The following is a 21,815-nucleotide window of genomic DNA, read 5'->3' as shown; positions in this document are numbered from 1 at the left end:
CAAGTTCGAGGAATGTTTTGCAGGAGAAGCGAACGATGCGTGCTCATGGGTTGATGTTGCCGTTGCTGGCTCTATTCGCCGCCAGTTCCGCGTGGGCTGCGGATTGCCCGGGATTATTGCAGGGCAGCTTGCCGGAGTTGCGTGGCAAGGAGCAGGTTGACCTGTGCCAGCGCTTTGGGGGCAAGCCGCTGGTGGTGGTGAATACCGCAAGCTATTGCGGCTTTGCACCACAGTTCGAGGGGCTTGAGAGCATCTACAAGGAATATCACCAACAGGGTTTGGAAATGCTCGGTGTGCCGTCCAACGATTTCAAGCAGGAAGACGCTGACAGCGAGAAGACGGCCAAGGTCTGCTACGCCAATTATGGTGTGACCTTCACCATGACCAAGACGCAGGCGGTGCGGGGCAAAGATGCGATACCGCTGTTCGTGGGGCTGGCGGAGCAGAGCAGTGCGCCGAAGTGGAATTTCTACAAGTACGTGGTGGACCGCAAGGGCAAGGTGATCGGCAATTTCTCCAGCTTGACCAAGCCAGATGACCCGGCCTTCAGAGCGGCGATCGAGAAGGCGATTGCTTCGCAGCAATAGTGTGGGAGCGGCTTTAGCCGCGAAGCAAGCGATGCGGTGGATGGCACCGGCTTTGCCGGTGTTCGCGGCTGAAGCCGCTCCCACTGGTCCCGTGCTCAATGTCTAGTGCGGGTGCACAGTCAGTGCCACCAGGCGCAGCACGACTGGCCTGACCATCAACACGCAAATGAACGCAACCGGCATCGCCAGCTGATAAGCCTTGAGCACGTTCCCTAGATACTGCGGATTCACGCCGGCATTGGCGGCGGTGATCACGAAGCACATCAGTAGCGCCATGATCGACGACATGTAGAACGCAAACACATACGGCGTGGCGCTGGGGCGTAGTTTGCGGCGGCTACGCGCCTGGGGCAGGTTGCTCATGCGAACTCCTGGAGAGTGGGTGGAGGCGCAGGTTAACAATGCTGGGAGCTTGGACTGTAGACCGCTAAGACTGAGTTCTTTATAAAGAGATTCTTACGAATCCAAGGGCTCGACATGGACCTGCTCAACGCCATCCGCAGCTTTATCAAGGTGGTTGAAGCCGGCAGCATCGCTGGCGGGGCGCGTAATCTGGGGATCAGCCCCGCTGCGGTCAGCCAGAATCTCTCGCGTCTGGAAAGCCACCTGCAAGTGCGCCTGCTCAGCCGCACTACCCGCAGCATGGTGTTGACCCCGGCCGGTAGCCTCTATTACGAACGGGTGAGGCATATTGAGCGCGACCTGGTCCAGGCCGAGCAGGCGGTTACCACGCCAGACAGCGAGCCTCAGGGCCGGCTATGCATCGCTTCCACCTCGGCATTCGGCCGCCATGTGCTGGCGCCGCTGATTCCCGCTTTCAGTGCCCGCTACCCGCAGCTTTCGATAGAGTTGATAACGACTGATCGGCGCGTCAATCACGCCCGCGAAGACGTCGATGTCAGCCTGCGCATCGCCCCGCAGCTGGAAGATCAGTTGCTGGCGCGGCATATTGCACGCATTCCGTTCATCTGCTGCGCATCTCCAGGCTATCTGGAGGGCGCAGGTTTGCCTGCCACCCCCGAGGCACTGCGCGAGCATCGCTGCCTGGTGTTCCGCTACCCGGTGGATGGCCGCTTCTTGCGCTGGGGCTTCATGCGTGATGGACTGCGCTTCGAGGCGGAATTCGGCACGGTGCTGATCAGTGACGATATCGATGCGCTAACCCAGATGGCGCTCAACGACGGCGGTATCACCCGGCTCGCCGAGTTCATGGTCAGACCGCATCTGGCGTCCGGCGCGTTGGTGCCTTTGTTCGAGTACCGCGACGACCGCCACGCCTACGCCCAGACCGAGCCGATGGACATTTACCTGTGCCTGGCCGACCGCTTCGCCATGACCACGAAGGTGCGTGCCTTCATGGATTACCTGCGCGGTGCGCTGGGCGATGACTGGCAAATCCAGGCGTAAAAAACCGCCACAAGGGCGGTTCTTCGTGCAGCGGTACGACTCAGAAGCGGTAGGTGAGGGATGCACCGACACCGTGCGCGCTGTTCTCGTACTTGGCCTGGTAGCTGCCTTTGGTGGCGCTGACCTGGTTGACCTTGGTGTCCTCTTCCCACAGGTAGGAGTAAGCCACGTCGATGGTCATGTCGTCATTCGGGCTCCAACCGGCACCCAAGCTGAACACTTTGCGATCGCCAGTCGGGATGCGTGGTGAACGGTCGTGGTTGTTGGTTGGCGACTGGTCGACGGTGAAGCCGGTGCGCAGTACCCATTCCTTGTTCACCTTGTAGGACGCGCCAATGGCGTGTGCCCAGGTGTCATGCCAGTTCTGCTCTTCGCTGATGGTCTGGAATGCCGAGCCGGCCAGCGGTGCAGGCACATCGTTCTGCACGGTGATGGCTTCCAGGCGGCTCCAGCGGGTCCAGGTGCTGCCCGCATACAGGGTCCACTGGTCGTCGAGCTCGTGGGTGACCGACAGGTCCACCGATTCCGGCGTCTTGATCTTCAGGCTGGCGTCGAACTTGTTGCCGTTGAAAGGGCCGATCAGCGGGGTGCTGACGCGGGTCTTGCCTTCGAGCTTGTAGTCGACCATGGAATGGTAGGTCAGGCCGACGCGGGTGCTGTCGGTGGCCTGTACCAGGATACCGATGTTGTAACCAACGGCAGTATCGTCACCCTTGATCTTCACTTCGCCGTCGTTGCGGCCCGGCGTGAAGGGGTTGATCAGGCTCGAACCCAGCTCACCCTTGATGCGGTTGATGGTTGGGCCGAAACCGATCGACACTTTGTCGTTGAAGGCGTAGCTGACGGTAGGCTGGAAGGTGACGACCTCGACGTGGCTCTTTTTGCCCCAGTAGCGGGCGGCATCGTCGCTGCCGTAGTCGGTAACCAGGCCAAATGGTACGTAGACGCCGAAACCGACGCTCCAGTGATCATCGATCGGTTTGACGTAGTAACCCATCGGTACGCCGACCACAGGCACCATGTCACCGTCGGTTTCCCCCCCGAGGTTGCTGCCCGGGCCCGAGATATCGGACTTGGCAATGACGGCCGCGCCGCCCACGGTAATCTGTTCGCGCTTGAGGCGGGACATGCCTGCCGGGTTGCCGAACACGGTGCTGGCATCTTCGGCAGAAGAAGAACGTCCCGCGAAACCTGTCCCCATGCTGCTGATGCTCTGTTCGTTGAGGGCAAAGCCGGCAGCGAACAGTTGGCTGGAAGCGATAGCAACGGCAACGCCGAGGGAGGTTTTGAGCATTACTTTTTTCATTATTAGAAACTCCTTGGGATCTCCGGGGCGAAAAGCTACCAACAAATCACGCGCTGCGCTATAGCCTGTATCACAGGAGATAGAGCGGTTTTGTAGGACAATCCGACCAAAATTCCATTTTTTCCGGTAATGCTGTAGGGCGTTTCCTAAGATGCCTGTGGCAATTTCTGATTCATACACAAATGCCAGGCTTCGGTGAAGTCGCGTAGGCGGCCTTGAGGGTGGAATATCTGCCGCCAGATCCGCGCCTGGCCGAGTAGATCGTCAGCGGCAGGCAGGGGTGTGGATTGCGCCTCGATGAGCATCCAGGCGATGGCGGTGGAGTAGCGCAGGTTTACCGTGAGTTCCAGGTGGGGGCCGCCCAGAAACGCGTGCTGGCTCGCCAGGCCGCGGACCAGGCTGGCCAGCTCGGGGTCGCGGGCGAGGAAATCGTCCCACACAGCTTGATGACGATGCTCGCCAATACGGTAGAGGCCGTGGCCACGTCGGTCATGCAGCGCAGAGCCAAGCGCCGACTGGCAGGCCGCGATGCCCAGCAAAAGAGCTTCGGCACTGGCGCAATGACGATTGAGGTAGACCAAGGTCGGTCGGATCACATACTGACACAATTCATTCGCCGCGATACCCATGATGCCCTCGAGCAGTAAAGGGCCGGACGGGCGCTGGAGCTTGGCAGCTGGTGATTGATCAGGCCCGCCGGAAGCGGTAGGGACCGCTCGAGTTGAAGTGTAGTGTGATAACCGTGGTGTAAAGAGCTGTTTTTAAATCAATTGCTGCCTGACGTCCGGCGCCATATGCCTTGCGGCAATTACGCCAAGAACGATCAGGTAGCGTGCGACAGGATGCATTCATCAGCTGAATGCCCCGGTATTCGCCGCTCACGCCGTGAGCGACTGACGGGTCCGGGCGATAACGGCTTGCAGCGGTTCCGAGCGGCTGTACTGCTCTGGGTACAGGCGTTCGGTGTGGCAGGCGACGCCGTGCTCGTCCACCAGGGTGAAGCTGAAGTTGCCCTTGCGAGGGGCGGTGATCAGGCACTTCAACGGCGAGAAGGCCTGGGAGAGGGTGCCAATGGCAGCCTGAATTTGATGATGAGTCTGCATATTGTTGGAGGTTCCTGCTTTAAACACGGGGGATATGATCCGTGCATGATAGAAACGTTCCAGTGACGCCTTTATTAAGGGACGAACGAACCTGACTGGAACAGGGCAGCCAGGGAGAGCGCATTCATAAGGTGGGCGCCTGGGCTGACTGGTAGGTACTTCAGAGGGCAGGCAGCATGCCGGGGCCAAGGTTCTAGGCCATCGGTATGGGATCCTGATCAATCTGTCACGTGATTCGTGCTTGAACAGCGCGGGGCTGGCGAGTGAATCATCGAAAGGGCCGGTCCTGGTTTCAGCAGTGCTGCTCTTGGGAGGAGCAAACCTGCAAGGACGCTTCTGGCCAGAATTGACTTTCAGCTTGGTACTAACGAGGCGCACCTTAAAGGAACTCGGTGAGCTTTGCAAGCATTACCGTACTTTTCCAGGTGAGCCGAGCAGTATGGCGTTTCTTTGGCACTGTGGGAAGAGGGCCAGATGGCCCGCTAGCGCGCGGATGTGCCAATACCGTGCATCCAAATGCGGGCTTTCGGTGCACTTGTTCACATTCGAGGCGAGAGTTGTAACAGCCCGGCAACAGTCCAGTCGGTGCTCGCCAATGCCTTGACTGGTACCTTAAGTCAATGAAAAAAAACACTAATTTCAGCTGGTGAAAAAATCGTCAGTTTGACTGTAGGCCCCATTTCATAGGGGTTTGCGGGGTTCATAAGGGGGTTGTCCACTGAGTTATCCACAGGAACTGTGGATTGTCCCGAGCGCTTGCTCTAGGACGGGTGTGCCAGCAAATCAGAGAACTGTCCGACAATCGTGAGACGGCTACAGACTGGCTGGTCACACAGGTGGAAACGTCAAGAAAAGATCAGCGAATTTTTTTTCAACACTCCCTTAATCGACAGGTCACGCGCGAAAAAAAAGAGTAGAGTGGCGCGCCTTTCGGGTTGCCTTCCCTGTTGCTCATGAAATTTCGCGGTAAACACCTCGCCAGCCCTGCTGTGGCGTCACCAGCACCGTCATCCAGACGTTTCTCATTGAAAGTAGCCCTGTGGCTGCTGGATAACCCACGCCTGGGCGACAAACCCCAGGTCAAGCACTTGGCCGGGCGCCTGCTCAAGCAGTCAGCGCGCCAGGGTGTGGTGGTGGCTCAGAGCCGGCTGGGGCAGATGCTTTGCCGCGATTGCGGCAATGCCCGTGACCGGCGTATCGGCCACGAGTTGCTGCGCCAGGCCGCCCGCGCTGGCGATCAATGCGCGCAGCTGGAGTACGCACGGCTGTGCCAGGCCAACACGCCGGAGGCGCCAGAGCAAGCGGACTGATAAGCTGCAGCTCATTTGCAACAGAGCGTTCGGGGTAAGCATGGCAGTGGATCTGACCAGCATTCTGCTGGGCTTGGTGGCAGGTGCTGTACCTTGCCTGGTTTGGCTCATGCAGGTGCAGCGCCGGCACGGTGCGCGGCAGGCCGAGCACGCCTTGCTCGAAGAACGCCTCAATGGCGCCCAGTTGGCCCAAGCCGGCCTGCAGGCACAGTTGGATGCCAGCCGCGACGAGGTCAGCGACCTCAGCGAAGCCAACACCCTCAAACAGGCGCAACTGGCCGCCCAGGGCCGTGAACTCGAACTGCTACAAATCGACCGCGACAATGCCCGCGACGCCGCCCACGCCTGGCATCTCGAACGGGCCAACCGGGAAGCCGAACTGCGACGCCTGGAAGCCCAGGGCGCACGCCTGGAGGCCGAATTGCGCGAGCAGCAGGACAGCCACCAACAGCGTCTGGAAGACCTGCAGGAAGCCCGCGATACCCTGCGTGCCCAGTTTGCCGACCTGGCCACGAAAATCTTCGACGAACGCGAACAGCGCTTTGCCCAGACCAGCCAGCAGCACCTGGGCCAGTTGCTCGACCCGCTCAAGGAGCGCATCCAGGCCTTCGAAAAGCGCGTCGAGGAAAGCTACCAGCAAGAAGCCCGCGAGCGCTTCTCGCTGGGCAAGGAGCTGGAACGCCTGCAGCAACTCAACCTGCGCCTGTCCGACGAAGCCACCAACCTTACCCAGGCGCTCAAGGGCCAGAAAACCCAGGGCAACTGGGGCGAGCTGATCCTCGAACGGGTGCTGGAGCATGCGGGCCTGGAGAAGGGCCGCGAGTACCAGACCCAGGTCAGCCTGAAGAGCGCCGACGGCGAGCGCTTCCAGCCCGACGTGCTGATCATGCTGCCGGGCGACAAGCAGGTGGTGGTCGATGCCAAGGTCAGCCTGACCGCGTACCAGCAGTATGTCAGCGGCAACGATGAAAATGCCCTGAAGCAGCACGTGCAGTCGCTGCGCAGCCACGTCAAAGGCCTGTCGAGCAAGGACTACAACCGCCTCGAAGGCCTGCACAGCCTGGATTTCGTGTTGCTGTTCGTGCCCATCGAGGCGGCCTTTTCGGCAGCCCTGCAAGCGGAGCCGAACCTGTTCCAGGAAGCGTTCGATCGGCAGATCGTGATTGTCAGCCCAACCACCTTGCTGGCCACCCTGCGGGTCATCGACAGCCTGTGGAAGCAGGAGCGCCAGGGCCAGAACGCCCGCGAGATCGCCGAGCGCGCCGGCTGGCTGTATGACAAGTTCGTGCTGTTCATTCAGGACCTGGACGAACTGGGCAACCGCCTGCAGCAGGTCGACAAAGCCTACGCAGCAGCGCGCAACAAGCTCTGTGAGGGGCGCGGCAACCTGGTCAGCCGCAGCGAGCAGCTCAAGCTGCTGGGTGCCCGTGCCAGCAAGAGCCTGCCGGCCGACCTGCTGGAACGGGCGCTGTCGGATGAAGGGCTGGCGGATACGGCGGTTACTGCACCAGGCTCAGATGGCGATTGAGCAGCGCGCGCAAGGCCGCTGGCTTGACCGGCTTGGCCAGGTAATCCAGGCCTGCGGCATGTACCGTGGCCAAGGTTTCCTTGCTGCCGTCGGCGCTGATCACCACACCCGGCACCGGTTCGCCCAGACACGCGCGTAGCCAGCCCATCAGCGCGGTGCCGGTGTCGCCGTCATCCAGGTGATAGTCCACCAATGCCAGGTGCGGGCGCATGCCCTGGGCCAGCAGCGTTTCGCACTCTGTGCGGTTGCGCGCCGTCCACACCTTGCAGCCCCAGCGGCTGAGCAGGCTGTTCATGCCGATCAGGATGCTGTCTTCGTTGTCGATGCACAGCACCTGCAGCCCGGCCAGCGGCTGGCTGGCCTGTTCGACCGGCGTGCTCGGCGCGGCCACAGCCTGACGGGCGATCGGCACGCTCACCCGAAACACGGTGCCTTGGCCTGGCCATGAACGCACTTCCAGCGTGTGGCCGAGCACCCGGCACAGGCCATCGGCGATCGCCAGGCCCAGCCCCAGGCCTTTTTCGGCGCGGGTTCGGTGGCTGTCCAGGCGTTTGAACTCCTGGAAGATCACCTGCAGCTTGTCGTCGTCGATGCCCGGGCCGCGATCCCACACTTCCAGCCACAGGTGCTCGCCCTGGCGGCGCACCCCCAGCAAGATCGGGCTTTTGCCGTAGCGCAAAGCATTGGTGAGGAAGTTCTGCAGCACCCGCCGCAACAATTTCATGTCACTGTCGACCCGCAGGCGGCTGCCACGCAGGCGGAACTCCAGGCCCTTCTCGGCAGCCAGTACCTTGAACTCTGCGCCGAGGGTGTCGAACAGCTCGCTGAGGGCGAATGGCTTGGCGTCCGGGGTGATCTTGCCGTTTTCCAGGCGCGAGATGTCCAGCAGGTCGCTGATCAGCTCTTCGGCCGAGCGCAGCGAGCTGTCCATGTGCTGCACCAGTTGTTGCGCTTCGTCGTTCAGGCCCTCGGCCTGCTGCGACAGGGCGGCGGAGAATAGCCGCGCAGCATTCAGCGGTTGCATCAGGTCGTGGCTGACCGCTGCCAGGAAACGGGTCTTGGACTTGCTCACCGCTTCTGCCTGGCTCTTGGCTTCCGACAGTGCCTGGTTAAGTTGCGATAGCTCATGGGTGCGTTCTGCCACGCGCTGCTCAAGCCCTTCGTTGGCATCGCGCAACGCTTGTTCGGCTTCACGGAACGGGGTGATGTCGGTGAAGCTCATGACGAAGCCGCCACCGGGCATCGGGTTGCCGATCAGCTCGATCACCCGGCCATTGGGGAACAGCCGCTCGGAGGAGTGCGCACGGCCCTGGCGCATCCAGTGCAGGCGCCGGGCCACATGCACCTGCGCCTCGCCCGGGCCGCACAGGCCGCGTTCGGCGTTGTAGCGGATGATGTCGGCGATTGGCCGACCAACGCTGATCAGCCCGTCGGGGTAGTTGAACAGCTCCAGGTAGCGGCGGTTCCAGGCCACCAGGTGGAGGTTCTGGTCGACCACGCTGATGCCCTGGTTGATGTTCTCGATGGCGCCTTGCAGCAGCGCGCGGTTGAACTGCAGCACCTCGCTGGCTTCGTCGGCGATGCGCACCACGTCTTCGAGCTGCATGTCGCGGCCTTCGATCGCGGCCTTGACCACCGCGCGGGTCGAGGAGCTGCCGAGCACGCCGGCGAGCAGGCGCTCGGTATGTTCGATCCAGTCGCCGTCGGCGTTCTGGTTGGGGTTGAAGCCTTTACCCTGGCGGTAGGCGAAGCGGATGAAGCTTTGCCGCGCGCGGTCCTCGCCGACGAAGCGCGAGGCCAGGGTCAGCAGGTCGTCGATTTGCACCGCCAGCAGCGGCTTGCCATTGGGCCGCGCGCTGGTCTGCTGGCCGATGAAGCGTCCGGCCTGCCAGTGCTCCGACACGCGGGTGCGCGACAACATCGAGACCCAGGCAAACAGGGTAAAGTTGCCGGCCAGCGACAGCACCACGCCTTGGGTGAGGGGCGTGATCGGCAGGTTCAGCGGGTTGCCGTGCAGCCACGCCAGCCCCGGGAACAGCTCAAGTGACCAGCCCAGGCTGTGGGCGGTGATCGGCAGCACCAGGGTGTAGAACCACAGGAAGATACCTGCGGCGAGGCCGGCGAACACGCCGCGGCGGTTGGCCTGCTTCCAGTACAGCGCGCCGAGCATGGCCGGGGTCAGTTGGGTCACGGCGGCGAAGGCGATCTGGCCGATGGTCGCAAGGCTTGCAGTGGAGCCGAGCAGCCGGTAACTGACATAGGCCAGCAGCAGGATGACCACGATGGTCACCCGTCGCACCGACAGCATCCAGTGGCGGAACACCTCGAACGGCCGCTCGGCGTTGTTGCGGCGCAGCAGCCACGGCAGCAGCATGTCGTTGGAAACCATGGTCGACAGCGCCACGGCCTCGACGATGACCATGCCGGTGGCGGCCGAGGCGCCGCCGATGAACGCCAGCAGCGCCAGGCTCGGGTGTGCTTCGGCCAGCGGCAGGCTGATCACGAACGAGTCGGAGATCACCGTGCCGGGCAGCAGCATCTGCCCGGCCAGGGCAATCGGCACCACGAACAACGCGGCCAGGGCCAGGTACATCGGGAACACCCAGCGCGCCAGGCGCATGTCCTGGGGCTCGATGTTCTCCACCACGGTGACGTGGAATTGCCGCGGCAGGCAGATGATCGCCATCATCGCCACGGCGGTCTGCACCACCATCGACGGCCAGTTGATGGTTTCCTGCCAGTAGCTTTCAAGGTGCACCGACTGGCGAGCCTGGGTCAGCAGGTCGTCGAAGCCGTCGTACAGGTTGAACACCACGAACACGCCGACGGCGAGAAAGGCCAGCAGCTTGATCAGCGACTCGAAGGCAATCGCCAGGACCATGCCACGGTGGTGTTCGGTGACATCCAGGCTGCGTGTGCCGAAGACGATGGCGAACAGCGCCAGCACCAGCGACACCACCAGCGCGGTGTCTTGCACACGGGTGCCGGTGGCATCGGCATTGGCGCCGATCAGCAGATTGACGCCCAGCACGATGCCTTTGAGCTGCAGGGCGATGTAGGGCAGCACGCCGACCAGGCAGATCAGCGCCACCACCACCGCCAGGGTCTGCGACTTGCCGTAACGCGCGGCGATGAAGTCGGCAATCGAGGTGATGTTCTGCTGCTTGCTGATCAGCACCATCTTCTGCAGCACCCAGGGTGCGAAAATCAGCAGCAGGATCGGCCCCAGGTAGATCGGTAAAAAGGCCCACAGCTGTTCGGCGGCCTGACCGACCGCGCCGAAGAAGGTCCAGCTGGTGCAGTACACGGCCAGCGACAGGCTGTACACCCAGGCACGCAACCGGGGCGGCAACGGCGTGCTGCGGCGGTCGCCGTAGAAGGCGATGGCGAACATGACGGCCATGTAGGCCAGGGCGACCACGGCGATCAGCCCGCTGGACAACGACATGAATACTCCGGAGCAAGAAAGGTAACGCGGTCCCGATCAATCAGTCTGGCACGCAGCCGGCGGTTCGTCAGCGCCGACGATGGTTGTAGGAGCGGATTCATCCGCGATGGCGCCATCACAGCCAACGTCAATTCCGGCGAGTGCCCAACCCGTAAAACACTCCCGCCAGTATCACCGACAAAATCAGCAGGTAGAAGATTGCCCCCGGCCACCAATGCCCCAGACTAAACCCCACCAGCACCGGCCCCAGCGCCGCGCCGAGGTTGGACAGGTTCTGCGCGCCGTAATACACCCCCCGCAGATGCTCCGGCGCGATCAGGTCGATGAACATGTACTCGGCCGGGATCACGATGATTTCGCCCAGGGTGAACACCAGCATGGCCAGACACCAGGCCAGCACCGTCCCGGCGACCGAGAAGCCCAATAGCCCGGCGATGAACAGCGCCATGCCGGCCAGCAACCAGGGCATCAACTGCTGGCGGCTGATGCGTTTGCCGATCAGGTATTGCAGGGCGATCACCGTCACGGCATTGGTGGTCACCAGGTAGCCCACCAGGCGCGCGGCCTCGCTGGCGCTGGTCGTCACCACCAGGTACTGCGACAGGTAGGCGGTGAACTGGCCGAACACTACCGCGCTGAGTACGCCGCCGAGGGTGAAGCATACCAGCCGGCGATCACGTGCCAACCCCAGCGCCACCTGGGCGAAGCCGGCTCCCGGCTGTGCCTCGGCGCTGGTCTGCAGCCCGCGATCGCCCAGGCGCCAGTAGGCCAGGCACATGCCCAGGCCAATCAGCGCGGAGGCGATGAAGGGCAGGTGATCGTTCAGTTCCAGCAGGGCCACGCCGAGCAGCGGGCCGGCGGCGTAACCCACGTTGCTCAGGGTGTACTTGATGGCGAAGACTTCAGCCCTTTGCTCCACCGGCAGCAGCGCGCAGAAGCCGGCCTTGGCGGCGATGTCGACCACGGCCAGGGCCAGGTTGATCAGCACCAGGCACAGGAAGAACAGCAGTGCCGAACGGCTGGCGATGGCGGCGACGAAGGTGAGGGCGAAGACCAGCGTGCTGGCGGTGACCAGGGTGTGGTTGCGCAGGGTATCGACCAGGTGGCCGCCGTACAGGCTCAGCAGCGAGGCGACGATCAGTGCGCCGCCTATCAGCAAGCCGATATGGCTGATCGACAGCTGGAAGTTGTCGGCCAGGTAAACGACCAGGTAGGGCAGGGTCAGGGCGCGGGCCACGGTCAGGGTGAAGGTGGTGGCCAGCAGCAGGCGGACCGCTGCGGGGTAGTGCTTAAGTGTGTGGAGCATGGGCACATCCTTGTTGCCGAGCTTCAGGAAATATCGATCTGGTAGCGGAAACCTTCTGCCGCAGCCTGAGACACACGGTACTCCAGTGGCTTGCGGTCGTAACCCTGCGCCGTACGCTGAATCACCACCACCGGCGCACCTGGCCCGATTGCCAGGTGTTGCGCGCAGGCGCTGTCGGCCACACCAACCGTCAGGGTTTCCCTGGCCGATGCCACGCACTGTCCGCACTGTGACTCATAAAACGGGTAGAGCAGGTCGCCGAACGCGTCCGCGTCGATATCCAGCAAGGCCATGAAACGTGAGGCCGGAAGCCAGATTTCTTCGTGGAACAGCGGTCGGCCCTCGATCAGGCGCAATCGCTCGAGCCTGATTGCCTGTTCTTCGCGGTTGAGCGAAAGCGCCTCGGCGATCTCTGCCTTCGGTGCGAGCAATTGCTTGCCAATGATGCGGCTGGTCGGCACCAGGCGTTGGCCCTTGGCATCCACCTGTCGGAAAAAGCGAAACAGCGAGGCATCGAAGTTAGGGCGGCGCACGAATGTTCCGCGGCCTTGGCTGCGTAGCAGCAAACCTTCATTGACCAATGTGTCGACTGCCTTGCGCACGGTGCCAATGGCAACGCCATACAAACGCGTGAGCTCAGTCTCGGTAGGGATCGGTGCGCCTGGCAGCCAATGCCCCTCAGCAATCTTGGCGAGCATCTCTTCGCGCAGTTGCTGGTAAAGCGGCAGGCGCGGGTCGTGGCCGAGTATCCCGGTGCTCATCGTTCAAAAGGTCCGTGGCTGAAGAATTGGCAGCACTCTACCACTTGGCACTCGATTGACAGAATCCGCCCACTAAAGATATGGTCATGCAGTCATATATATGAATTTGTGTTTGTCTAAAAGCCGCAGCAACCGCCAGCGGCGATAACAATCGAACAGGGTTATCGCGTTATGACCAACCCCTCTCTGCCCGCCATCACCGGCATAGATACCCATGCCCATATCTTCCGTCAGGATCTGCCGATGGTTGCCAACCGTCGCTACAGCCCGGACTACGATGCGCTGATCGAGCAGTACCTCGCTCATCTTGACCATCACGGGCTGTCTCACGGCGTACTGATCCAACCCAGCTTCCTGGGCACCGACAACAGCTACATGCTCCAGGCACTGCGCCGTTACCCTCAGCGTTTGCGCGCTGTTGCGGTGGTCGATGCGACAGTCAGCGAGCAGCAGCTGGACGCGCTCGCCGAAGCAGGGGTCGTGGGCATCCGCCTGAACCTGATTGGCAAGCGCCTGGCCGACTACGCCGGGCCAGAATGGACAGCGTTGTTCAAGCGCCTGGCCGTGCGCGGCTGGCAGGTGGAAATACAGCGCGGCTTCGACGATCTGGCCCTGATCGTGCCGGCAATCCTGGCCTGCGGCGTAGACGTAGTGGTCGACCATTTCGGCCTGCCTGCCGATGGCATCGACCCGCGCAAGGACACCCACCGCACCTTCCTGCACCTGCTTGGCGAACCCAGGCTGTGGCTCAAGCTATCCGCTGGCTATCGCAGCCAGACCGACCTGGCCAAAGCGCAAGTGTTGCTGGCGCAGCTGCGTGAAGCGGCGGGCGGTATCGAGCGCATGCTCTGGGGCAGCGATTGGCCGAATACCCAGTTCGAAAGCCAGACCTGTTATGCCGACCAGGCCGAGTTCTTCCAGGCGCTGCTCCCCGATGCCAACGAGCGCGCCCAGATTCTGAGCGCCAACCCGGCGAAGCTGTTCGGCTTCGCCCATTCGCGCTGATACTTCAACAATAACAACAGGACACTTTCAACATGATGAGCATCCTCGTCGTCGCGGCCATCGTCGCCGCCGTGGCACTGGGCTACAGGACCAAGATCAATATCGGCCTGTTCGCCATTGCCTTTGCCTACCTGATCGGCTGCTTCGGCATGGGCCTGAGCCCCTCAGAGATCATCGGCATGTGGCCACTGAAGATCTTCTTCGTGATCTTCTCGGTCTGCCTGTTCTACAGCTTTGCAACGGTCAACGGTACCCTGGAAAAGCTGGCTGAACACTTGATCTACCGCTGTCGCGCCGTGCCGCAGTTGCTGCCGTTCGCGGTGTTTTTCGCCGCCACCGTGATCGCTGCAATGGGGGCCGGTTACTACACCGTGCTGGCGTTCATGGCGCCGATCACCCTGCTGTTGTGCGAGCGCACCCGCATGAGCCTGATCGTCGGCGGCATGGCCGTTAACTATGGCGCGCTCAGCGGGGCCAACTTCATGTCCAGCCAGAGCGGCATCATCTTCCGGGGCTTGATGACCAATGCCGGGGTGAGTGACAACCAGGCGTTCATCAATGCCACCGGCATTTTCGTCAGCACCCTGGTGATCCCCTTGCTGGTGATCGGCGTATTCGTCTTTTTGACCGGCCATGGTCGGGCGTTGAAGGCGTCGGCAGTGGCGGTCGAAGCGCCGCAACCGCTGAACAGCCAGCAGCGCACCACGCTGTGGCTGACCCTGGCGATGATGGTGATCGTGCTGGCCGCGCCCGTGGCGAGCATCCTTTTGCCAGGCAATGCCACGGCAGTCTTCATCAATTCGAAGATGGACATCGGCCTGATCGCCAGCATTTTCTCGGTCATCGCCCTGCTGCTGAAACTGGGTGACGAACGCAAGGCCATGGCCACCGTGCCGTGGGGCACGCTGATCATGATCTGCGGCGTGGGCATGTTGATTTCCGTGGCGATCAAGGCCGGTACCATCGACATCCTCGCTTCCTGGATTGGCAGCAGCATTCCACCGATCATGGTCCCGGTGGTGTTCGGAGCGGTGGCGGCCTTCATGTCGATTTTCTCCAGCACCCTCGGTGTGGTGACACCGGCGCTGTTCCCCATGGTGCTGCCGATTGCGCACAACATGGGCATCGAGCCGATGATTCTGTTCATTGCCATCGTCGCGGGTGCTCAGGCTACGTCCATTTCGCCGTTCTCCTCTGGCGGTAGCCTGATCCTGGGGTCGTGCAACAATGAACAGAGCCGCACCTCACTGTTCCCCCAGCTGCTGTTCAAGGCGGCGCCCATCGGCTTCGTGGCTGCGCTGGCATTCAACGTGGTGCTGACGTTCGTGCTCTGACGGCCGATGGCATAAAAAAACCGCAGCCTGGCTGCGGTTTTTTTGTGCCGGGGAGGGCCTAGACGCGGAACTTGCCGATCATCTGCTGCAACTGCCCACCCAACCGCGCCAGCTCAACGCTGGAAGCCGACGTCTGCTGGCTGGCCTCAGCCGTCTGTTCGGAAATATCCCGCACCGTTACCACGCTTCGGCTGATTTCTTCGGCCACTGCGCTCTGCTGCTCGGAAGCGGCGGCGATCTGCTGGTTCATCAGCTGGATACCCGATACCCGCTGGGTAATCCCCTCCAGCGCCACACCCGCCTCACGAACCAGCGCCACGCTGCTCTCGGTCAGGCTCTGGCTTTCTTCCATCAGCTCGCTCACCGAGCGGGTGCCTTGATCCAGGCTGCCGATAGCCGACTCGATCTCCAGGGTCGACGCCTGCGTGCGCTGGGCCAGGCTGCGCACTTCATCGGCCACAACGGCAAACCCACGCCCGGCCTCGCCTGCGCGGGCTGCCTCGATCGCGGCGTTGAGCGCGAGCAGGTTGGTCTGCTCGGCGACCGCCTTGATCACGTCCATGACCTTGCCGATGCGCTGGCTCTCATTGCGCAGTGCACCCATGGCCTCGCCGGTGGCGTCTACCTGGCTGGCCAGGCGGCCGATCTGCGCGACGGCGCGGTTGACTACGCTGTCGCCTTCGCGTGCTTCTTCGTCGGTGGCACTGGCGGCCAGCGAAGCTTCGCCGGCATTGCGCGCCACCTCGTGCACGGTGGCGGCCATTTCCTGCATGGCGGTGGCGACCTGGTCGGTTTCGACTTTCTGATTGTTGGCACCGGCGCTGGTCTGCTCGGTGATCGCCGACAGCTCCTCGGTGGCGCTGGCGATCTGCGAAATACCGTCGCGCACCTGGGCGATCAATTCGCGCAGGTTGCGGGTCATGCCCTGCAGGGCATTCTGCAATTGGCCGACTTCATCACGGCGACGGCTGGCCGGTTGCTCGCTGAGGTCGCCGGCGGCCACCTGCTGCATGGCGCGCAGGGCCTGCTGCAAGGGGGCGCTGATCTGGCGGGCGATGACCACGGCGGCGAGGACGCCGATCAGCAGCGCCAACAGCGTGGTGACCACCTGCAGGTTCTTGGCGAACTGGCTGTCGCTGACCACCGATACAGCCTGGGCGTCGAGCAATTGGCCGATCAGGCCATTGAGGGCGTCGATGTCGGCGGCCATGGCATTGCGATACTGAACCAGTTTGCTGACTTCACCCCGAAACGCCTCGACCGCCTCGGCGTAGGCGCGAACCTGTTGGTTCAATGTGCTGAACTGCTCGGCAAAGCCGCCATTGAAGCGCGCCACCAGTCCTGGCAGGTCATCAACCGTGGTAGCGATCTGCGCGTTCATCAGCTGTTCGGTATCGGCGTTGGTGTTACCGGTGTAGCCGCGCACGTGGTAGCGCAGCAGGATGAGGTTCTCGCGGATCTGGTTGATCGCTTCGCTGCGCACGAAGCGCTGCTCGGCGTCGGGCAGGGCGCGGACCTGCTTGCGAATCGCTTCGATGCTGGCGAATGCGTTCGTGGCAAGGGCGCCCATTTCCTTCTGAGCCGCGCGCATTTTCTGATACGACTGGAAGCTCTGTGCCTGGTTGGCGGCATAACTGTTCAGCGTCTGCTCAGCCTTGTCGACCAAGGCCAGGCTCTGTGGCTTGACCAGAGTGCCGCGCAGTTTCGCCAGCGGTGCCTGAAATGCCTGCAGCGCCTCCTGCAATGCCTTGCCTTCATTGTCGGCGCCGTTGGCCATGGCATGGCGCAGGCGCGCTTCACGCAGATCGCCGAGGGCATCGTTGAGGCGCGAGACGTCGCTGACCACCTCGCTGCGCCGTACCAGGCTGCCCAGGCCGTCCCAGCCGATCAGCGACTGGATCAGGGTCAGGCACAGTACCAGGCCGAAACCGACGAAAAGCTTGTGGGCGATTTTCAGATCGCCGAACCAGGTAAACATAAACTGCTGCGCTCCTTTTCTTATGCGTTGGAGGAGACCGGAGGTCCGTTCCTTATGTCAGATATAGTCATCTATATGAATTGTCGGCAGCTGTAACAAAATCTGAACGACGATTTCCGTTAAATTGGGCAGACTTGTGGCTTCGCGCACTCGGTGCGCCTCCAATGACTAAAGCCCCTAAGGGAACAAGGACGATGAGTCATTCCTCGCAATTCACCTTGCTCGGCAAGCGGCGGTTCCTGCCGTTTTTCATCACCCAGTCGCTGGGTGCGTTCAATGACAACCTGTTCAAGCAGTCGCTGATCCTGGCGATCCTGTTCAAGCTCAGCCTTGGCGATGGCGACCGTTCGATCTGGGTCAACCTCTGTGCGCTGCTGTTCATCCTGCCGTTTTTCCTGTTTTCGGCGCTGGGTGGGCAGTTTGGCGAGAAGTTCGCCAAGGACGCGTTGATCCGCGCGATCAAGCTGGCAGAAATCGCCATCATGGCCATCGGTGGGCTCGGTTTCGTCACCGATCACCTGACGCTGATGCTGGTGGCACTGTTCGGCATGGGCACCCATTCGGCGCTGTTCGGCCCGGTGAAATACTCGATCCTGCCCCAGGCCCTGCGCGAAGAAGAGCTGGTCGGCGGCAACGGCCTGGTGGAAATGGGCACCTTCCTGGCCATCCTCGCCGGCACCATCGGCGCCGGGGTGATGATGGCCAGCGACAGCTACGCCACGGTGGTCGCCGGTGGGGTGGTGGGCACCGCAGTGCTGGGTTACCTGGCCAGCCGCTGGATCCCCCGCGCGGCGGCCGTCTCGCCGCAGATGAAGCTGGACTGGAACATCTTCAAGCAGTCGTGGGTGATCCTGCGCATGGGCCTGGGGCAGCCGCCAGCGGTGTCGCGCTCGATCGTCGGCAACTCGTGGTTCTGGTTCGTCGGCGCCATCTACCTGACGCAGATCCCGGCCTACGCCAAGGACTGGCTGCACGGTGACGGCACGGTAGTGACCTTGGTGCTGACCCTGTTCTCGGTGGGCATCGCCCTGGGCTCGCTGTTGTGCGAGCGCCTCAGCGGGCGCAAGGTCGAGATCGGCCTGGTGCCGTTCGGCTCGTTCGGCCTGACCCTGTTCGGCCTGCTCTGGTGGTGGCATTCCGGTGATGTGCCGGCTGCCGCGACGCCGCACGATTGGCTGACCCTGCTGGGCATGAGCCAGGCCTGGTGGATATTGCTGTCGATCGTAGGCTTGGGCATATTCGGCGGCTTCTACATCGTGCCGCTGTATGCGCTGATCCAGGCGCGCACCGCCGAGGACCAGCGCGCCCGGGTGATCGCGGCCAACAACATTCTCAATGCCCTGTTCATGGTGGTGTCGGCGATCCTCACCATCGTCTTGCTGGGCGTGGCCGAGCTGAGCATCCCGCAGTTGTTCCTGGTGGTGTCGCTGCTCAATGTGCTGGTCAATGCCTACATCTTCAGGATCGTGCCCGAGTTCACCATGCGCTTCCTGATCTGGCTGCTCAGCCATTCGATGTACCGCGTGGAGCATCGCGACCTCGAACGCATCCCGGACGAAGGCGCGGCGCTGCTGGTGTGCAACCATGTGTCGTTCGTCGACGCGTTGCTGCTCGGCGGGGCGATTCGCCGGCCGATCCGTTTCGTCATGTACTACAAGATCTACAACCTGCCGGTGCTCAATTTCGTCTTTCGCACTGCGGGCGCCATCCCGATTGCCGGGCGCAACGAAGACGCGGCCATCTACGAGCGTGCTTTCGAACGCATCGCCCGGTACTTGGCGGACGGGGAGGTGGTGTGCATCTTCCCGGAGGGCAAGCTGACCGGTGATGGCGAGATCGATGTGTTCAGGGGCGGTGTAAGCCGCATCTTGGAAGAGACCCCGGTGCCGGTGATTCCGCTGGCATTGCAGGGGCTGTGGGGCAGCTTCTTCAGCCGTGATCCGGGCAAGGGGTTCTTCAAACGCTTGTGGTCGCGGGTGACTATTGTGGCCGGCGCCGCGGTCCCGTTGGACGCAGCGCAGCCCGAGCTTTTGCGCGAGCAGGTCAGCCGCCTGCGCGGCGACCTGCGTTAAGCGGGATGGGTCAGCTGGCGCTGACCTTCAGGCCGACCAGGCCGCAGACGATCAGCGCCACACTGACCAGCCGCACCAGGGCCATGGATTCGCCGAACAGGATGATCCCGGCGATCACCGTGCCCACTGCACCCACACCGGTCCAGATGGCATAGGCGGTACCCAGCGGCAGCTCTTTCATGGCCAAGCCGAGCAGGCCGAGGCTGATGACCATGGCACCGACCGTGAGCACGGTGGGGAGGGGGCGGGTGAAGCCGTCGGTGTACTTGAGGCCGACAGCCCAGCCGACCTCGAACAGGCCGGCGAAGAACAGGATGATCCAGGACATGAGTGTGTCTCCATCGTTTGAATGATGGGGCCGTCCCCGGGGTGGTCACGCGGTGCGTCGTGAGGCCGTCCTCACAGTGGGCGCTATGGTGCACATCTTCTGATTTTCGGGCAAGTCAGTACTGGCCTCTTCGCGGCTGTAGGAGCGGCTTCAGCCGCGAAGAGGCCAGTACAGCAACCCTCAATTGCGCGCCGGTTCCCCGTCTTCAGCCTCAGCTGAAGGTTCTTCCATCCGCCGGAACCAGGTGGAAAGCAGCGCCCCGGAAATATTGTGCCAAACGCTGAACAGCGCGCTCGGCACCGCCGCCAGCGGCGAGAAATGCGCGGCCGCCAACGCCGCCCCCAGCCCCGAGTTCTGCATGCCTACCTCCAGCGCCAACGACTTGCGCTGGGCCAGCGGCAGCTTGCAGAACTTGCCGGTGAGGTAGCCCAGCAGGTAACCGAAGCTGTTGTGCAGCATCACCACCGCCATGATCAGCAGGCCCGATTCGGCGATTTTCGCCTGGCTGGCCGCCACTACCGCACAGACGATCATGACGATGCTCACCACCGATACCAGGGGCAGTACCTGCACCGCCAGTTGCACCCGCGCGCCGAGCAGGCGTTGGGCCAACACGCCGAGCACGATCGGCAGCATCACCAACTGCAGGATCGACCAGAACATGTCCATGAAGGACACCGGCAACCAGGCCGAGGCGAGGAACCAGATCAGCGTCGGGGTCAGCAGCGGCGCCAGCAGGGTGGTCACCCCGGCGATCGCCACCGCCAGCGCCAGATCGCCCTTGGACAGCCAGACCATCACGTTCGAGGCCGTGCCGCTCGGGCAGCAGCCGACCAGGATCACACCGACAGCGATTTCCGCCGGCAGCTGGAACAGCTGGCACAGCAGCCAGGCCATGCCCGGCATGATCACGAAATGCGCGACCACGCCGAGTGCCACGCGCCAGGGCTGGCGGGCGAGGGCGGCGAAGTCGTCGAGCTTGAGGGTCAGGCCCATGCCGAACATCACCAGCCCCAGCAGCGGCACGATGGCGACCTTGAGCGCGATGAACCATTGCGGTTGCAGGAAGGCCAGGCAGGCGAACAGCAGCACCCAGACGGCGAAGGTGTTGCCGACGAAGCGGCTGAAGGCGGCGAGGGCACGCATGGGCAAGTCCTTTTCTACTTATAGCTTTGTTGGATTCACTGGCCTCTTCGCGGGACGAGCCCGCTCCCACAGGTACCCCACAGTATTCAACATCTGTGAGGTACCTGTGGGAGCGGGCTCGCCGAGACGTCGGACCGCCCGCGAAGAGGCCGTGACAGGCGAAGAATACCTAGCAGCCTGTCACCGGCCTATCATGCAAATCAGACCCCTTGCGGAATCTCTTCCCCACCCAGGGCCTCGAACAGCACCGGCAGGAATTCACTGAAGGTCATCATCATCAGCAGGAAGCTGGCATCGAACTGCTGCGCGGCTTCATCACCGCCATCCTGTTCGGCCTGCTCCTGCAGCAGCTCCTCGAACTTCAGACGCTTGATGACCATCTTGTCGTCCAGCACGAACGACAGTTTGTCCTGCCAGGCCAGGGCCAGCTGGGTAACCACCTTGCCGGTGCTCAGGTGCAGCTGGATTTCTTCGCCGGTCAGGTCCTGGCGCTTGCAGCGCACGATGCCGCCGTCTTCGGCGGTGTCACGCAGTTCGCATTCGTCCAGCACATAGAAGCCTTCGGCGGCCTGTTGCGACTTGACCCAGTCGGTCATGGTCGCGGTCGGGGCGATCTTCACAGTGGCCGGGCGCACCGGCAGCGATCCCATCACCTCGCGCAGGGTAGACAGCAGGTCTTCGGCGCGCTTGGCGCTGGCCGAGTTGACCAGGATCATCCCTAAGCGCGGGGCGATGGCGGCGAAGATCATCGAGCGGCGGATGAACGCGCGCGGCAGGAAGGCCTGGATGATCTCGTCCTTGATCTGGTCGCGTTCCTTTTTATAGACCTTGCGCATCTGCTCGGTCTCGATCTCTTCGACCTTCTCTTTGACGGCATCGTTGACGACGCTGCTCGGCAGAATGCGTTCTTCCTTGCGCGCGGCAATCAGCAGGAACTCGCCGCTGACGTGCACCAGGGGAGCGTCTTCGCCTTTGCCGAACGGCGCGACGAAACCATAGGTGGTCAGCTCCTGGCTGGCGCAGGGGCGGGCCGGCTTGCTGGCCAGGGCGGCTTCCAGTGCTTCAGCCTCGAATGGGACATCCTGGGTCAGGCGGTAGGTCAGCAGGTTCTTGAACCACATGTGGGGGAATCTCTCCTTAATGCATAAGGGAGGCATTATTCTCCGCGCAGCCGTTCCAGGCCAGCCCTGTCATAG

Annotated in this window: 17 protein-coding genes and 2 pseudogenes; 7 read left to right on the top strand and 12 right to left on the bottom strand. The window is 62.5% G+C overall.

The window, feature by feature from the left end:
* The first annotated feature begins 35 nt into the window (after positions 1-35).
* Entirely contained in the window at positions 36-587 is a 552-nt protein-coding gene (locus ACIQUF_RS16965; protein ID WP_403133393.1) for a glutathione peroxidase, read from the top strand.
* Positions 588-689: 102 nt separating this feature from the next.
* On the opposite strand, the gene ACIQUF_RS16960 is transcribed toward ACIQUF_RS16965, so the two are convergent.
* Positions 690-950, bottom strand: coding sequence for a DUF2798 domain-containing protein (locus tag ACIQUF_RS16960; RefSeq protein ID WP_403133391.1), 261 nt, complete (start codon positions 948-950; stop codon positions 690-692).
* 114 nt (positions 951-1,064) lie between these two features.
* Between ACIQUF_RS16960 and ACIQUF_RS16955 the strand changes: the two genes are divergently transcribed.
* Positions 1,065-1,994, top strand: a complete 930-nt coding sequence (locus tag ACIQUF_RS16955; RefSeq protein ID WP_403133390.1) for a LysR family transcriptional regulator — start codon at positions 1,065-1,067, stop codon at positions 1,992-1,994.
* A 40-nt stretch (positions 1,995-2,034) separates the two neighbouring features.
* On the opposite strand, the gene ACIQUF_RS16950 is transcribed toward ACIQUF_RS16955, so the two are convergent.
* The 3 genes from ACIQUF_RS16950 to ACIQUF_RS16940 all read right to left on the bottom strand — a co-directional run bounded on the left by ACIQUF_RS16950 (position 2,035) and on the right by ACIQUF_RS16940 (position 4,403).
* A complete protein-coding gene (locus ACIQUF_RS16950; protein ID WP_403133388.1) occupies positions 2,035-3,300 on the bottom strand; it encodes an OmpP1/FadL family transporter in 1,266 nt (421 codons plus the stop codon).
* A gap of 146 nt (positions 3,301-3,446) precedes the next feature.
* On the bottom strand, positions 3,447-3,929 hold the full coding sequence (locus tag ACIQUF_RS16945; RefSeq protein ID WP_403133385.1) for a hypothetical protein: 483 nt from the start codon (positions 3,927-3,929) through the stop codon (positions 3,447-3,449).
* Between the two features lie 249 nt (positions 3,930-4,178).
* Entirely contained in the window at positions 4,179-4,403 is a 225-nt protein-coding gene (locus ACIQUF_RS16940) for a hypothetical protein (protein ID WP_012313162.1), read from the bottom strand.
* Between the two features lie 953 nt (positions 4,404-5,356).
* Between ACIQUF_RS16940 and ACIQUF_RS16935 the strand changes: the two are divergent.
* Positions 5,357-5,692: pseudogene (locus ACIQUF_RS16935) on the top strand (sel1 repeat family protein); the annotation flags it as partial.
* A gap of 175 nt (positions 5,693-5,867) precedes the next feature.
* Positions 5,868-7,241 (top strand): DNA recombination protein RmuC, encoded by a 1,374-nt coding sequence (gene rmuC, locus ACIQUF_RS16930; protein ID WP_403133566.1) that lies wholly within the window; start codon positions 5,868-5,870, stop codon positions 7,239-7,241.
* On the opposite strand, the gene ACIQUF_RS16925 is transcribed toward rmuC, so the two are convergent.
* The 3 genes from ACIQUF_RS16925 to ACIQUF_RS16915 form a co-directional block, all read right to left on the bottom strand.
* Positions 7,213-10,689, bottom strand: coding sequence for a NahK/ErcS family hybrid sensor histidine kinase/response regulator (locus ACIQUF_RS16925; RefSeq protein ID WP_403133383.1), 3,477 nt, complete (start codon positions 10,687-10,689; stop codon positions 7,213-7,215). The two genes, rmuC and ACIQUF_RS16925, sit on opposite strands and share 29 nt — an antisense overlap.
* Positions 10,690-10,816: 127 nt before the next feature.
* Positions 10,817-11,995, bottom strand: coding sequence for an MFS transporter (locus ACIQUF_RS16920; protein WP_403133381.1), 1,179 nt, complete (start codon positions 11,993-11,995; stop codon positions 10,817-10,819).
* A 23-nt stretch (positions 11,996-12,018) separates the two neighbouring features.
* Positions 12,019-12,756, bottom strand: coding sequence for a GntR family transcriptional regulator (locus tag ACIQUF_RS16915; protein ID WP_403133379.1), 738 nt, complete (start codon positions 12,754-12,756; stop codon positions 12,019-12,021).
* Between the two features lie 171 nt (positions 12,757-12,927).
* Between ACIQUF_RS16915 and ACIQUF_RS16910 the strand changes: the two genes are divergently transcribed.
* Positions 12,928-13,761 (top strand): amidohydrolase family protein, encoded by an 834-nt coding sequence (locus ACIQUF_RS16910; RefSeq protein WP_403133377.1) that lies wholly within the window; start codon positions 12,928-12,930, stop codon positions 13,759-13,761.
* 32 nt (positions 13,762-13,793) lie between these two features.
* Positions 13,794-15,095: an SLC13 family permease gene (locus ACIQUF_RS16905; RefSeq protein ID WP_403133374.1), complete on the top strand. Its 1,302-nt coding sequence runs from the start codon at positions 13,794-13,796 to the stop codon at positions 15,093-15,095.
* Positions 15,096-15,153: 58 nt separating this feature from the next.
* Here ACIQUF_RS16905 and ACIQUF_RS16900 read toward each other — a convergent pair whose 3' ends face one another.
* Together ACIQUF_RS16900 and ACIQUF_RS16895 are read right to left on the bottom strand one after the other, a co-directional pair.
* A complete protein-coding gene (locus ACIQUF_RS16900; RefSeq protein WP_403133564.1) occupies positions 15,154-16,017 on the bottom strand; it encodes a methyl-accepting chemotaxis protein in 864 nt (287 codons plus the stop codon).
* A pseudogene (locus ACIQUF_RS16895) lies at positions 16,009-17,073 on the bottom strand (methyl-accepting chemotaxis protein); the annotation flags it as partial. The pseudogene ACIQUF_RS16895 and the gene ACIQUF_RS16900, both read right to left, overlap by 9 nt.
* 194 nt (positions 17,074-17,267) lie before the next feature.
* Here ACIQUF_RS16895 and ACIQUF_RS16890 point away from each other — a divergent pair.
* On the top strand, positions 17,268-19,145 hold the full coding sequence (locus ACIQUF_RS16890) for a 1-acyl-sn-glycerol-3-phosphate acyltransferase (protein ID WP_403133371.1): 1,878 nt from the start codon (positions 17,268-17,270) through the stop codon (positions 19,143-19,145).
* 10 nt (positions 19,146-19,155) lie between these two features.
* Here the strand turns inward: ACIQUF_RS16890 and sugE are convergent, their stop codons facing one another.
* The 3 genes from sugE to rdgC all read right to left on the bottom strand — a co-directional run bounded on the left by sugE (position 19,156) and on the right by rdgC (position 21,740).
* Entirely contained in the window at positions 19,156-19,473 is a 318-nt protein-coding gene (gene sugE, locus ACIQUF_RS16885) for a quaternary ammonium compound efflux SMR transporter SugE (RefSeq protein WP_010952753.1), read from the bottom strand.
* A 180-nt stretch (positions 19,474-19,653) separates the two neighbouring features.
* Positions 19,654-20,619: a bile acid:sodium symporter family protein gene (locus tag ACIQUF_RS16880; protein WP_403133367.1), complete on the bottom strand. Its 966-nt coding sequence runs from the start codon at positions 20,617-20,619 to the stop codon at positions 19,654-19,656.
* A gap of 200 nt (positions 20,620-20,819) precedes the next feature.
* Positions 20,820-21,740 (bottom strand): recombination-associated protein RdgC, encoded by a 921-nt coding sequence (rdgC, locus tag ACIQUF_RS16875; protein ID WP_008098477.1) that lies wholly within the window; start codon positions 21,738-21,740, stop codon positions 20,820-20,822.
* Positions 21,741-21,815 lie beyond the last annotated feature (75 nt).

This window comes from Pseudomonas sp. NPDC090233 (genome assembly GCF_044772285.1).
Taxonomy (GTDB): domain Bacteria; phylum Pseudomonadota; class Gammaproteobacteria; order Pseudomonadales; family Pseudomonadaceae; genus Aquipseudomonas.
Note: the sequence above shows the minus strand (reverse complement) of the source record. Positions and strands in the feature narration are given on the sequence as shown.